Genomic DNA, 13,817 nt, shown 5'->3' with positions numbered 1-13,817 from the left:
AAGCTGGATTATGCAGGACTGGGCAAATTCTGTTTATTCAATTATGGTCACAACAGCCGTTTTTCCTTTGTACTATAAAGCTATTGCGGAGGGAGCAGGTGTTTCAGAAGCTGATTCAACCGCTTATTTAGGTTATGCGAACGCCATTGCTACACTAATTGTCTCCCTTTTATCGCCTATTTTGGGGGCGCTGGCAGACTATAAAGGGTTTCGGAATCCTTTATTTACTTTTGGGACATTGTTGGGGATTCTATCCACATTAGGTTTTGTCTTTGCTCCAGAAGGTCAGTGGGGAGTGCTGCTCGTATTGTATGCTGTTTCTTCTATTGGTTTCAGTGCAGCAAATATTTTCTATGATGCTTCTATTATGGATGCAACAACATTGAATCGAATGGATCGAGTGAGTAGTGCGGGATTTGGCTTTGGATATATAGGCAGTTCGATTCCTTTTATTATTTTTATTCTATTTCAATTAACTGGCGTACTGCCTATTTCACAAACAGCATTGATAAAAGGCGGTTTTTTTATGACAGCTGTGTGGTGGTTCATGTTCACGATTCCATATTGGAAAAATGTGGAGCAAAAACATTATATTGAAAGACAGCCTCATGTGGTGCGCAATAGTTTTAAACGACTATGGGATACATTTAAAAATATCAAAGAATATAAAAATGCTTTTCTATTTTTACTGGCTTATTTCTTTTATATCGACGGTGTAGGGACTATCATTAAAATGGCTACTGCAGTGGGTGCGGATATAGGGATTGCGGGTAATTCTTTGATTGTTATTTTATTGGTCGTCCAAATTGTAGCCTTTCCATTTTCAATCATATATGGAAGACTGTCTAAAGTATTAGGAAATAAAAAAATGCTTTATGTTGGGATTGTCACCTACATCTTTATTTGTATTTTTGCTTTAACATTAGATTCGTTAACTAAATTCATCATCCTGGCTGTTCTAGTTGGAACGGCTCAAGGTGGAGTACAAGCTCTAAGCCGTTCTATGTTTGGACAATTGATTCCAGGAGAAAAATCGAATGAGTTTTTTGGTTTCTACAATATTTTCGGCAAATTCGCTGCAGTTATGGGGCCTTTCCTGATGGGGATAATCACCCAACATACGGGCAATTCTTTAAATGGTGTTTTTGCATTGATCATTCTCTTTATTATTGGAGGAGTACTGCTGTACTTTGTAAAAGATCCAAGAATCGCCCAAGAATAAAAGTACATGATAAACGTCTTTTCATTTATTGACACAATAGCCACTCAAAAGTTAGGTGTTTTTCACCTAATATTTGAGTGGCTGTTGTGGTAGTATGGGCTGACTTTTGCAGCGCGTCTAAAAAAAGTGCAAGGACGATTTATCCCCGCACTTTTGTTTAATTTGCTTCTAAAGCTAATTCTTGTTGTATGCGTTGGAATTCTACTTTACGGACGTCTCTTGGTAAGAAACAACGGATCTCATCTGAATTGTATCCCACCTGAAGTCGTCTTTCATCAGTTAAAATAGGTCTTCGTATAAGTTCCGGATTTTTATGTATCAAATCCAAAAGACATTCCAGCGACAATTCCTCAATATCAACCGTTAAATTTTGATAAGCATGGGAACGATAAGAAATAATTTCTTCTGTTCCTTCTTCGGTTAATCTTAAAATATTTTTTAATTCATCAATAGAAAGCGGACTGGCAATAATGTTTTTTTCAATATATGGAAGATGTTGTTCATCTAACCATGCTTTTGCTTTTCTACATGAAGTACAACTTGGGGTAACATAAAGATTAATCATATTTATCTCTCCTTTTACTATGTAGCAATTAGGGATAAAGCGATTTCACACTTAATGATAACTAGTTTATTAGAAAAAAGCAAGAAAAACGACTTTTTTATTTATTTTTTCTCATAATGAGTGTAGAAATGTTGACTTTCGATGGTTGTATAGGTAATGAAATTAGGTGAATAGATTGTGGTTGTTAGTGGATTTAAAAAATTAAGAGAAATACGGATTTGTTCTTAAGATGATGTTCAAGGGAAAGCTAAAAGGCGTCAGGGTGTATGGGAATAATAGTGATGGTTGTGGGATATGTCTAAGAGAAGGATGAACAGAAAAAATCGAAGATGCAACAAAAGGTGTCTTTATAAAGGTTAAGATCATTTTATCTTATTTAATACAAAAACACAATGGGGAAATCGTCATTGTGTTTTTGCTGAGTTAAGAACAATTATTTATTTCCAGACATCCAAGTATTTCTTTTTATATTTAGGTTCGTCAACCGATTCAATGAGTTCAAGAGAAAGATTCTTCAAGTTTTCATCAGATTGAACAAGGTATAGTTTTTTTAAATCCTCGATAATGTCAAATCTTGTTAAGGTATAGTTCTTTTCAACAACACAATCTCTAAAACGATTAGTTAAATATTGTAAAACAAGACCCTTTTGTTCTTTACCCGCTAAAGCAATTTTCCAAATGGATTGTAGGGCATGACGAGCAGTAACAAATTTTTCGTCATAAGTTACTTTCCACACATCAGAAAAATCTGTGAGCATACGATTTTCGGGATCACTAATGGCCAAACTAGCTAAAAACTGAGCCGCTCTGGATCTTCGATGATTGTTTTTATGCTTCAAATCACTTTTTAGATTCTCCCATACTTCGTATGCCCAATCTACAGGTTCTTCAGTTATTTTGAGAATAGCGTGATAAGCTGACAATTGTTTTTCTTTGTCAGTAGACGATAAGTCTTTAAAGTAAGATTGAATGGTTGTATCCATATTTGTTTCCTCCTCATAGAGATTAGAATGGTAGAGATGTATATAGAAGATAGATAGCGTTGTTTCTTCTCTTCTGTAGGATAACATGTTTTTCTTCCAGATTGATCACTAATTAAAAAAAGTTGATGTAATAGAATGAAAAAAGCAGAGTTGTTGTAATAGGAACCTAAAACTATAAGGAATAAGTGTATTTTTTTTACTTCGTTAAAATTCGCGTTATAATGAATGCAATGAAAATAACCCTATTTCATTGCATTCATTTAGAAGGAAAGGAAGTGTAGAGATGGCGGACACAGAATCGCTCTTTGAGTATCTTTCTTATTTTAAGGAGACCGATCAATTATTCGCAGAAGAGATTCCGCAAGAAGAAATAGAAGGGGAAGTCATCCCGGGTTTCATTAAATACGATAGCAGAATCATTGATTTTGCAAAGAAGTATAGAGACTTATCTCTAGAAAAAGGAGATTATACGGATTATATTCATGATTTTTTGGTCTCTGAGCCTTCTAGTGAAGAATGGGAAAATTTCATTGCACATGCAGACTTGGAAACCATTCAATCTTTCCTAACATATTTTATTCGAAAAGAGCATTTTAAAAACGGTAAAATGAAATGGGCTGTTGAAAATGGTGTGATGTATCAATTACTTTATCGTTTAAAAAATGTTCTTTAAAACGCTTTCTCAATTTAGTGATATAATATATCTAAAGAATTGATTCATTAAAAAGCAGTTCAATTTGAAAGGAGAAGATAGAGATGAATGATTTGAAAAAAATGATATTAGCAGGTATTGGCGGAGCTTCAATGTCTTATGACAAAGCAGAAGAAATGGTTGAAGAATTAGCCACTAGAGGTCAGATCACTGTTGATCAAGGAAAGAAATTGAGTGAAGAATTGATTCGCAAAGGCAAAGGGAAAATGAAAGACGACACTCTTGATAAAGATGAGATACAAGCAATCTTACTTCAAATGAATGTGGCTCAACGAAAAGACATTGAAGATTTAGAGTTAAAGATTACTGCTCTAAATGCTCAAATGGATGAATTGATAGAGAATAACAAATAGGGGTGATTTTGTGCCTTCAAGTGGAGAAAGATTACGGGAAATAGTGAGCATTCTGGGCAAGTATGGTTTTGGTCATTTATACAATACGCGCGTGCGCTCACAAAAAAAAGAACAAGACCCTAAAAATTTACGAAAAGCATTTGAGGAACTGGGTCCCGGATTTATCAAAATCGGCCAAATTTTGTCTACCCGTAGAGATATTTTGCCGATGGAATACATTGCGGAGCTATCCAAACTGCAAGATGAAGCACCTTCTTTCCCATTTGAAGAAGCAAAGGCGATTTTTGTGGAAGAATTTGGTCAAGATATTGAAACAGTTTTTGAAACCATTGATGTAAAACCGTTAGCTAGTGCTTCGGTAGCTCAAGTCCATCGAGGAAAATTAAAAACCGGCGAAGAAGTTGTGCTGAAAGTTCAACGACCAGATATCGAGACCAGTCTGTTGCAGGACATTGAATTATTCATCCGCATCGTTGACCGGGCTCCAAATGTGTTCAAAGATTTCTTGGTGAATCCCAAAGAAGCCTTTGAAGAAATACGGCAGACATCTAAACGAGAGTTGGATTTTCGCAATGAAGCCAATGCTATCATGCAATTTCGGGAGTTGAACAAAGAAATTGCTTGTGTCAGTGTTCCAAAATTGTATTTACCGTACCATTCAAAACGTGTCATTGTGGAAGAATATATTGAAGGGTATAAAATTTTAGACTCTGAAGGGTTAACAGCAGCTGGGTATGTACAGGAAGATATTGCCCAAAAATTGTTGTTGTCATTTTTATCGCAAGTTTTTCGAGACGGTTTTTTCCATGCAGATCCTCACCCAGGTAATTTGATTATTAAAGAAGGCCAAATTTATTTTATTGATTTTGGGATCATGGGCTACCTTTCTGTTGAAAATAGAGAAAGTTTAAATCATTTGTTAAAAGCGATCGTCTTTAAAGACTTAAATCAGTTGATGAACACTCTTTTAAAAATGGGGGTACAACGGAAACGAATCGATCGTTCGCGTTTTTACGAAGATTTGAGTTATCTGGTTGAAACCTATTTAGCAGCTAATTTCAGCAGTATTCAATTTGGGACACTGATTGCAGATGTTTTAGATGTTACACGCAAACACGGATTATCTATGCCGAGTGAATTCACGTTATTGGTTCGCGCATTGACGGTATTGGAAGGACTGATAACAGAATTAGCTCCCAACTTGAATATCGTACAAATTGCAAAAGGGTATTTGATCGAAAGCGATAACTTTAAACTGTTTGAGCCCATAAGCAAAGAAAAATTATTATTATCTTCGCTGCAAATGACAAAAAGTCTAGTGGGTTTGCCTAATCAAATAAGCACATTGTTTGAGAATTTGAACAATGGTCGAACGAAAGTAAAATTAGACTTGATTAATATGGACGATAAATGGACCGGTTTAAACAAGATGGTTAACCGCGTTGTTTTTGCCCTTATTGTTTCTGCACTAATATTGGCGTCAGCATTGATTATCTTTGCAGCTGAAGGAACTGGCACATCGTGGTTAGGGATTATATTTTTCCTGGGAGCGGGTTTTTTAGGAATGTGGTTGCTGATTTCTATTATCCGATCAGAGAGGTTATGACAGGCTATTTGCCAGATGGATTTTATCTGGTCAATAGCTTGTTTTTGTCTTCTTTAAATTTGGGCTCTTCATCTTCTAACGTTGGCAAAGAAATTTCCTCCGGCCTATGGGGTTGCTTATGGAAAGCCATGGGACCCCTGAGCCAACCATGTCTCAAGGCTTACAAGCGTCAAACTAAGCGTAACGGCTAAAGCTTAACGCTTAATAATTCTCATTGCATCCTTTTTCATGGCTATAAGCAGCCCCATATTCCTCCTGAAATTTCTAGAAATGCGTTTCTAAAAGGTTTAGCATTAAAAAGAAATGTATTTTCTACTTACCAACGTCAAATATTGTAGAACCTAAATTTGTGTTTAGTGTGATCGGAAAGTCATTTTCTAAAATGAACGGAATCAAAAGATGTCTTTTTGGATACCTCGCTAAACTCCCATAATTGTGTATAATAAAGAATGAGAGTGAGGAATTAAAAAATGAAAAAGATATCTAAGAACACAACAAAGAGCAAACAAACGGCTATGCAATTTGTCATTAAAGAAGAAAAAGAATTATTGGATTTTCTATTGGAGAACAAAGTGAAAAGCAGCCGAAACTCCATCAAATCTGTTTTGAGTAGAGGCCAAATAACGGTAGACGGTAAAACTGTGAAACAATTCAATTATCCTTTGAAGCCTGGTCAAACCGTTAAAATAGCGGACAATAAAACAGCTCAAATCCAAAGTGAATTGATGGGAATTTCTATTTTGCATGAAGATGAGGATATTATTGTGATCGATAAAGAAGCTGGCGTTTTATCTATTGCGGCTGGCCGTCAACAAGAAATGACAGCTCATAGACAATTAAAGATTTATGTCCAACAAAAAAATCCAGCTAACCGTATTTATGTTGTTCATCGTTTGGATAGAGACACTTCTGGAGTCATGATCTTTGCTAAAAGTGAAGAAATCAAACAAAGATTGCAAGACAATTGGAAGACGATGGTTAAAGAAAGAATCTACACTACGTTAGTTGAAGGAGAAGTCAAAGATGAAACAGGAACAATCGAATCTTGGCTGACGGAAAGTCCTAAATCGTATAAAGTTCATTCGAGCCCTAGAGACAATGGCGGGCAACATGCAGTTACTCACTACAAAAAAATTAAATCCAATGGTGTGACCAGTTTATTGGAAGTACAGCTAGAAACCGGAAGAAAAAATCAAATTCGCGTTCACATGTCTGACATTGGGCATCCTGTGGTAGGAGATAGAAAATATGGTTCTACTACAAATTATTTGAAACGGTTAGGATTGCATGCTACAACAATTGCTTTTCATCATCCAACTTCGAGAAAATTAGTCCGATTTACTTCACCGGTACCAAAAGTATTTAATACCAAAATAAAATAATCAGTCTAAAGTTGGAAGAAATAATTCCAGCAGTTCGCTAAACTAAACCAAGGAGGTTAGAAAACATGAAACATACATTAAAAAAACTTGGAATGGGTCTACTTGTAACCACGGGATTGATTAGTGGCACATTAGCCGCATCGGTTCCAGTACAAGCTGCTGAAACTGGTATAGATACAACAGTAGTTAATGAAAAATGGGGTAAGCCAACCTTTGTTTATGGTGGAGGTTTGTCTGAATCTGAAGTAGCAGAAACAGAAGAGTTGATTGGGATAGAGAACCCTGAAAATGTGGCTAGTGTCAATGTCACAGGAGAAGAATTAGTAGAGTATTTAGGATCCGGTTCTGCGAATACTTCCAGTTTGATTTCATCTGTATTAGTAGAAAAAGAAGATGAAGGACATGGAGTTGTAGTCAATATTCAAACACCTGAAAATATCACACAAATCACTCAAGAACAATATGCCAATGCAGCTATCACAGCAGGCGTTGCAGATGCCACGATCGTTGTTGCTAGTATTCGACCAGCTACAGGAGAAAGTGCGCTGTCTGGTATTTATAAAGCTTTTGATGTCAACGGTGAAGATTTAGACCAAGAGCGCATGGAAGTAGCGCAAGATGAGTTGGAAACGACCAATGAGATTGCTCAAGAGAATGCAGAAAATGCGGACTTTGATACTTCCAAATTAGATCAAGCTATTATCGAAATTAAACAATCTCTAGCGGAATTAAAAGAACAACAAGGTGAGTTAGCTACAAAGGAAGACATTGAACGTATTATCAATGAAGCATTAGCTAACAACAATTTAGAAAATGTAGTTACACAAGAACAGATTGACCGCTTAATGAGTCTATTTGAAAAATATCAACAAACAGCAGCGATTGATTCAGAAGCTGTAAAAGAACAATTAAACAATTTATCAGAACTCGTTCAAAACAAGATTGGTGATTTTATGGATGATGCAGAGGCAAGCGGCATATTAGATCGAATCAGCAGCTTCTTTCAACAAATCTGGCAAGCTATTACGGGTCTATTTAACTAGAAAATAGGGAGATGTTTGTCACGGCTAGGGTTCGCAGATCTACTATAAGATGCGAAGTACTTTATCTTGACCATGTCTCGAGTAGAATAAAAAAGCTGTTTCGGTTTGAATCCGAAACAGCTTTTTTATCATTTTACAGACAGATTATAAGTTCACGTCAATTTTGATGAAGTTTTTGAAACGTCCAATGATTGCATTGATAAATTGAGCAGTCAATTCATCCGTCAATTTGCCGTTTTCGTCAAATTTTTCGTGAACAGCGCCAACAAATACATCATTACCACCAGCAGCTGGCATAACGTATGCAGCAACTCCTAATGTATCTAAGATATCACGTAAGTGAATTTGAGCTTTAACTGTTCCTAGGTTACCCATTGAAGCACCCATAATCAAAACTTTTTTGCCTTCCATTTCTCTGCCTGCACGAGAAACCCAGTCTAAAGCATTTTTCAATACTGCTGGAATAGAAGCATTGTATTCAGGAGTAGCAATAACTACTGCATCAGCATCTTTTACTAAAGCTTGGAAGTCACGAACTTCTTGACCTGGATCAGCTTCGATTTCTTCATTGAAGAAAGGCAAGTTGCCGATTTCTGCAACCTCGATACCTAATTCTGGATATGTTGTTGCTAAGTGGTTTACTAATTTTAAATTGTATGAATCTTTTCTTAAGCTACCTACTAATGCTACTGTTTTCACTAAAATGACCTCTTTCTTAAGCTGATGTAAGTACATTAATAATATACCATCATTGTATTACTTTTAACAAGAGTTAATACTATCCTAAAAGAAGAAAACATAATAAAAGTAATTAGAAAAGTTGGATGGATAAAAAATAAAACTTGATAAAGATCAAGTTTTAATCAAAAAAGGACGAGTATACTAACAGAGTAAAAGAAATGAGTTATACTAATCTTAAGTACATAGAAAAGAGGGACTCTATTATGAATTCAAATTGTCATGATCATTTGTTTGGAACTCACAAAGCTTGTATTCAATTAGTACCGATATTTAATCATTTAGAAGATGAACAAATGGATGAAATTATGCAAACTACTCAATCAGTATCATTTAAAAAAGGAAGTATGGTTTATCGCGCAGAGGAAGAATCCGATACATTATACATTGTAAATAAAGGGAGAATCCGTATTTATCGTTTGGCTGAATCTGGGAAGGAACAAGTGGTCCGTATTTTGGAACCAGGAGATTTTACTGGTGAAATGGCTTTGTTCAGTCCCGAAAACACGAAACACGAGTCCTATGCTGAAGCTATGGTGGATACAAAAATATGTCAGATCAGACGCTCTGATCTGCAGGAATACTTGTTGAAATATCCTTCCATTTCTTTAAAAATTTTAAATGAATTGTCCCAGCGATTGGAGAAGTCTGAAGAACAAACGACACGATTTGCTACCGAAAAAGTGGAAACCCGTCTTGCTTTATTCTTAGCAGAATGCCTTGATTCAGAAACGGATACCACGGAATTTGTCTTGCCTATGACTAAAAAAGACTTAGCTTCTTATTTAGGAACGACTCCAGAAACCATCAGCCGTAAATTAAGCGATTTAGAGGATTCGGGTTTGATCAAGCAGAAACCGAAAAAGAAAATCCAAGTTTTAAATTTAGACGGATTGTTGTTAGTCTAAAAATTATTGATTTACTTTAATGGAATTCTGTTTTATAGTGAAATAGTAAACAAGGAAAGGAGAATAAGATGCAGGTATATACGAAACGCGGCGATTTTGGAAATACCAATCTCATTGGCGGCCGAACGATTCCTAAGGATTCGATACGTGTAGAAAGCTACGGTACTATTGATGAGTTGAATTCATTAATGGGGTATATTGTTAGTCAACTGGATGATACTGACATTAAACAAGAACTCATCAAACTCCAACATGATTTATTCGACTGCGGAACAGATTTAGCTACTCCAGATGGACTGAAAGAATATAAAGTCCAAAAAGAACTAGTGGAGTGGATCGAATCGAGAATTGACATCTATGCAGAAGAACCACCTGCGATTGAAAAGTTTATTATCCCTGGCGGACACCCGGTTTCCAGTTTACTGCAAGTTGCACGAACAGTTACTCGAAGAGCGGAAAGAATCATTGTTGCGTTAAGTAGAGAAACAACTATCAATCCAATTGTGCCGATTTTCATCAATCGTTTGTCCGACTATTTCTTTGCTATTGCTCGAGTGGTCAATCATCGTAAAGGAATTGAAGAACCGTTTTACGAAAGAGGAGGAGTCGTTTTTCATACAGATTTGAAAAAAGAGGCTATTCCTAAAACTAAATACAACTCTTGAAAAATGGAAGTTGGTGTAAATCCAACACGGTCCCGCCACTGTGAAAAGCGAACAGCTTTAAGTCAGGTCTTTTTTTCAATTGTTTATACACAATGAGGCTTCGAGGCAAAGCACTCTATTGTTCAATTAGAAGTTCTAATAAGACATTTGCGCCTTGTTGGGGCATTTTTTTTTTGTCTTTAAAACTAATGGAATTTATCAGGAGGAATAAAAATGGTTAAATCATTCAAATTAATGCTTTTAGTATCATCAGCTGTTTTGGTCACTGCTTGTGGGAGTAACAATCAAGAAACTGAATCATCATCTGCAACATCTAGTGAAGTCAGCTCAGTTGAAACAGCTATTACTGTCTCATTTACCTTTGAAGAAGACGATAAGGAAATAGCTGATTTAGCACAAGAATTTGACATTGAAGAAGGCCAAACGGTATTGGAAGCTTTGAAAGAGAATTTTGAAGTGGTCGAAGAGGGTGGTTTAGTCAGTTCTATTGAAGGACATGAGCAAGATGAGACAGAAAGCAAATACTGGTTGTACACAGTCAATGATGAACAACCAACTGTTGGAGCAGCCGATTATGTGCTCAAAGACGGAGATGAAGTGAAGTGGAGCTTGAATGGCTATTAAAAGCTCTTCAAAAAGGTATCAAGTTCAACATATAGCGTTGTTGGGTATACTGACAACTTTATGCTATATCAGCCGCTTGCTTTTTCAGTTTTTGCCAAATGTACAACCTGTAACAGTCATCTTACTGCTGATTACTCTTACTTTAGGAACAAGGGATGGACTGATTGTAGCTATTTTGAGTATTTTGATATCAAATATTAACCTAGGTTTAGGTGTCTGGACAATAGCACAGATTGCCTCTTTTACCGTTATTATCTTGTTAACAGGATCTCTTACAATTCTAGTTCCTCGTATTCCGTTTGTAGGGATGATTCTTTACGCCGGATTGACTGGATATATCTATGGTTTTGTCATTTCAGCAGTACAAGCACCATTTTTTGGCATCCAAAATTTTTGGGCCTATTATCTAGCGGGTTTGCCGTTTGACACCATGCACGCATTAGGGAATAGTGGGTTCTATTTTATACTAGCTCCTATTTTGGTTCCTATTATGAACAAATTTCTAAAGAAGTATTATCGTTAAAATAGAAATAGGATGTTCTTTAAAGGAAGTTGAGGCGTCTCTATCTCAACTTCCTTTTTTACATTTTGTGAAATGAAATGAAAACTGAACAGGTTGAAAGACTAAATATCAACCGTATTAGTTGAAAACAATAAAGATGTAAAGATATACTTTGAATAAGAAATGAAAACGTTTTACTGATTTACAGATCGGTAAAACAAATTTCTAAACAATTATATTAAATTGGAGGAGAATAGGATGAAGAAAAAATTTGTCTTTTCTGGTTTAGCCATTCCTTTAGTGTTTGGTCTAGTAGCTTGCGGTAATAACGATAATGCCGAAGACACAGACGGAGCAAGTGGGCAGCAAGTCTTAAAGGTGAGTTATCCGTCTTGGTGGGAGGATTGGTTTGCGGACTTAGAAGCTGATTTTGAAGCCACGCATGACGATGTCGATGTGGAATTGATACCATTATTTGATGACACAACTACTCGCCAAGCATTAATGATGCAATCGGCAGAAACTTCCCCAGACGTAGCTGTAGAAGATACTTTTATCTTGAATTCAGATGTAAATGCTGGGTATTTGGAATCTATGGACGATGTGGTAAATGGATGGGAGGATTGGGATTTAATAGAAGAGACTGTTAAACAAGGGGTTACTGCTGAAGATGGACAAATTTATGGAGTCCCTTTTAGTACTGATGTCCAAGGTCTCTGGTACAACAAAAATATTTTTGAAGAAGCAGGTTTGCCTGTTCCATTTGAACCTGCATCTTGGGAAGAAATTTTAACGGCTGCTGAGACTATTAAAGGCAGTAATAGTGAAACCATACCGTTATTTATGTATTCTACCAAGGCAAATGGAGAAGCAACAGCAATGAGAACTTTCCAACAATTGTATTTTGGTACAGGATCTGAATTGTACAATTGGGATGAAGGAAAATGGGTCATAGATGAACAGGCTTTATTAGACACGTTTACTTTTATTGATGACGTTTATCAGAATGACTTAGGACCAGAGTTAAGCGTAGCCTCAAATAGCCAGATTTCTACTGTATTAGCAGAAGATTTGATGATAAATGATGGAGTTGCCATGGTAATGGATGGTAATTGGGTAGCAGCAAGTTGGCGCGAAGGGAGAGCAACTCCTTGGCCTGAAGCTCTGGATACTTGGGATTTTGTGGCCTTTCCAACTCAAAATGGTGAAGATCCAGAATACACTTCTATGTCTGGAGGTTGGGCATTATCCATTCCATCTAATGCTCAAAATAAAGATTTAGCTGCTGAATTTATTAAAATGGCAGTTGATCAAGAACACCAAACCGACTATGTTCGCCAAACAGGAGATATGACAGTAAGAACTGATGTGGCAGAGGATGAAGAATATTTAAACCAACCTATCAGTAATTATGAGGAAGCTGGAGAAATTTTATCTTATACTAACTTCCGTCCGGCAGTAGATGACTACCCAACTGTTTCAACTCATATTCAAGAAGTTGTGGAGTCGCTTGTATCAGGGAATGTTACTCCTGAAGAAGCTGTTCAAAGCTATATTGAAGGATTAGAACGGATTGTTGGTACGGATAATATTATAAATCAATAAATTCAAATAAGAGACCAATTTAACAAGTTGGTCTCTCATTTTTAAAGAAATAAATTAAAACGAGGAGGGAGTATAATGCAGAATGAAAATGCACTAAATAGAACAGCAAAAAGGAAAAATAATAATAAAAAGAGGCAAGCGATACTCTTTTTAACACCTTCTCTCCTATTATTAGTAGTGTTTTTTGTAGGACCTATCATGATGACTTTCTTCTTTTCTTTTACAAACTTTTCTTTAACAGGGGCAGCTGCACAGGATATTCAATTTGTAGGATTTCAAAATTTTAGCAATTTAATGAGAGACCCACGATTTGAACAATCGTTTTTTACTACCATTGTTTTCTTAGTATTATCAGGAATTATGGGTCAGCAGTTGTTTGGATTCCTATTAGCTTTTTTAATGAAAAATACAAATCGGACCTTTCGAAAAGTAGTCGGAAGTGTATTTATGGCAGGGTGGGTTACTCCAGAGTTGATTGTAGCAATCATGTTTGTTTCTTTCTTACATGATGGCGGAACATTGAACCAGATTTTAATGAGCTCGGGAATTGAACCTATATCTTGGTTATTCACTTTTCCTATTTTCTCAATAGTTGTAGCAAATATCTGGCAAGGTTCTGCATTGAGTATGCTGATGTTCCAATCTGCTTTAGATAATATTCCGGATAGTATAGAAGAAGCAGCAAAAATAGATGGAGCATCTGCTTGGCAAAGGCTATGGAAAATAACGATACCTATGATTAAAAATACGATTTTTACGAATCTAGTTATCATTACGCTAAGTAATGTCTACTGAATAATAAACTATGCTTATTCTGCTGCCTTTTACAACTAATGATTGATATAATAGATGCAAGGGTTTTTATAGGATGTTAAACAAAACCTTGCACTTTTACTGAAATGAGGACAG

15 protein-coding genes and 1 riboswitch are annotated in these 13,817 nt (G+C 36.1%); of the genes, 12 read left to right on the top strand and 3 right to left on the bottom strand.

The window, feature by feature from the left end:
- Positions 1-10 precede the first annotated feature (10 nt).
- Entirely contained in the window at positions 11-1,222 is a 1,212-nt protein-coding gene (locus ACEN4L_RS12225; RefSeq protein WP_407097553.1) for an MFS transporter, read from the top strand.
- Positions 1,223-1,379: 157 nt separating this feature from the next.
- Here the strand turns inward: ACEN4L_RS12225 and spxA are convergent, their stop codons facing one another.
- Positions 1,380-1,787, bottom strand: a complete 408-nt coding sequence (gene spxA, locus ACEN4L_RS12220) for a transcriptional regulator SpxA (protein WP_407097543.1) — start codon at positions 1,785-1,787, stop codon at positions 1,380-1,382.
- 437 nt (positions 1,788-2,224) lie between these two features.
- Positions 2,225-2,770, bottom strand: a complete 546-nt coding sequence (locus tag ACEN4L_RS12215) for a hypothetical protein (protein WP_407097542.1) — start codon at positions 2,768-2,770, stop codon at positions 2,225-2,227.
- A gap of 283 nt (positions 2,771-3,053) precedes the next feature.
- On the opposite strand from ACEN4L_RS12215, the gene ACEN4L_RS12210 reads away from it, so the two are divergent.
- From ACEN4L_RS12210 to ACEN4L_RS12190, 5 genes are all read left to right on the top strand, one after another.
- Complete coding sequence (locus ACEN4L_RS12210) at positions 3,054-3,443, top strand: DUF6508 domain-containing protein (protein ID WP_407097541.1); 390 nt, start codon at positions 3,054-3,056, stop codon at positions 3,441-3,443.
- 83 nt (positions 3,444-3,526) lie between these two features.
- On the top strand, positions 3,527-3,835 hold the full coding sequence (locus ACEN4L_RS12205; protein WP_407097540.1) for a phasin family protein: 309 nt from the start codon (positions 3,527-3,529) through the stop codon (positions 3,833-3,835).
- A gap of 10 nt (positions 3,836-3,845) precedes the next feature.
- Positions 3,846-5,441, top strand: a complete 1,596-nt coding sequence (locus tag ACEN4L_RS12200) for an ABC1 kinase family protein (protein ID WP_407097539.1) — start codon at positions 3,846-3,848, stop codon at positions 5,439-5,441.
- A 470-nt stretch (positions 5,442-5,911) separates the two neighbouring features.
- Positions 5,912-6,823, top strand: a complete 912-nt coding sequence (locus ACEN4L_RS12195; RefSeq protein ID WP_407097538.1) for an RluA family pseudouridine synthase — start codon at positions 5,912-5,914, stop codon at positions 6,821-6,823.
- Positions 6,824-6,888: 65 nt separating this feature from the next.
- Positions 6,889-7,866 (top strand): DUF1002 domain-containing protein, encoded by a 978-nt coding sequence (locus ACEN4L_RS12190; RefSeq protein ID WP_407097537.1) that lies wholly within the window; start codon positions 6,889-6,891, stop codon positions 7,864-7,866.
- 144 nt (positions 7,867-8,010) lie between these two features.
- Here ACEN4L_RS12190 and ACEN4L_RS12185 read toward each other — a convergent pair whose 3' ends face one another.
- Entirely contained in the window at positions 8,011-8,565 is a 555-nt protein-coding gene (locus ACEN4L_RS12185) for an NADPH-dependent FMN reductase (RefSeq protein ID WP_407097536.1), read from the bottom strand.
- 245 nt (positions 8,566-8,810) lie between these two features.
- On the opposite strand from ACEN4L_RS12185, the gene ACEN4L_RS12180 reads away from it, so the two are divergent.
- The 6 genes from ACEN4L_RS12180 to ACEN4L_RS12155 all read left to right on the top strand — a co-directional run bounded on the left by ACEN4L_RS12180 (position 8,811) and on the right by ACEN4L_RS12155 (position 13,703).
- Complete coding sequence (locus tag ACEN4L_RS12180; RefSeq protein ID WP_407097535.1) at positions 8,811-9,512, top strand: Crp/Fnr family transcriptional regulator; 702 nt, start codon at positions 8,811-8,813, stop codon at positions 9,510-9,512.
- 68 nt (positions 9,513-9,580) lie between these two features.
- Positions 9,581-10,177: a cob(I)yrinic acid a,c-diamide adenosyltransferase gene (locus ACEN4L_RS12175; RefSeq protein WP_407097534.1), complete on the top strand. Its 597-nt coding sequence runs from the start codon at positions 9,581-9,583 to the stop codon at positions 10,175-10,177.
- Positions 10,157-10,301, top strand: a riboswitch (adenosylcobalamin (AdoCbl) riboswitch). (Overlaps the previous gene by 21 nt.)
- An 89-nt stretch (positions 10,302-10,390) precedes the next feature.
- Entirely contained in the window at positions 10,391-10,801 is a 411-nt protein-coding gene (locus ACEN4L_RS12170; protein WP_407097533.1) for a DUF4430 domain-containing protein, read from the top strand.
- The gene (locus tag ACEN4L_RS12165) at positions 10,791-11,324 is read left to right on the top strand and encodes an ECF transporter S component (RefSeq protein ID WP_407097532.1); all 534 of its coding nucleotides are present in this window, start codon (positions 10,791-10,793) and stop codon (positions 11,322-11,324) included. The genes ACEN4L_RS12170 and ACEN4L_RS12165 overlap by 11 nt, the downstream gene beginning before the upstream one ends.
- A gap of 237 nt (positions 11,325-11,561) precedes the next feature.
- Positions 11,562-12,908, top strand: a complete 1,347-nt coding sequence (locus tag ACEN4L_RS12160) for an extracellular solute-binding protein (RefSeq protein ID WP_407097531.1) — start codon at positions 11,562-11,564, stop codon at positions 12,906-12,908.
- A 75-nt stretch (positions 12,909-12,983) separates the two neighbouring features.
- Positions 12,984-13,703, top strand: a complete 720-nt coding sequence (locus ACEN4L_RS12155; RefSeq protein ID WP_407097530.1) for a carbohydrate ABC transporter permease — start codon at positions 12,984-12,986, stop codon at positions 13,701-13,703.
- Positions 13,704-13,817 lie beyond the last annotated feature (114 nt).

The sequence above is a fragment of the Desemzia sp. FAM 23988 genome (genome assembly GCF_045528365.1).
Lineage (GTDB): Bacteria > Bacillota > Bacilli > Lactobacillales > Carnobacteriaceae > Desemzia.
This window is presented reverse-complemented; position numbering and strand designations above follow the sequence as displayed.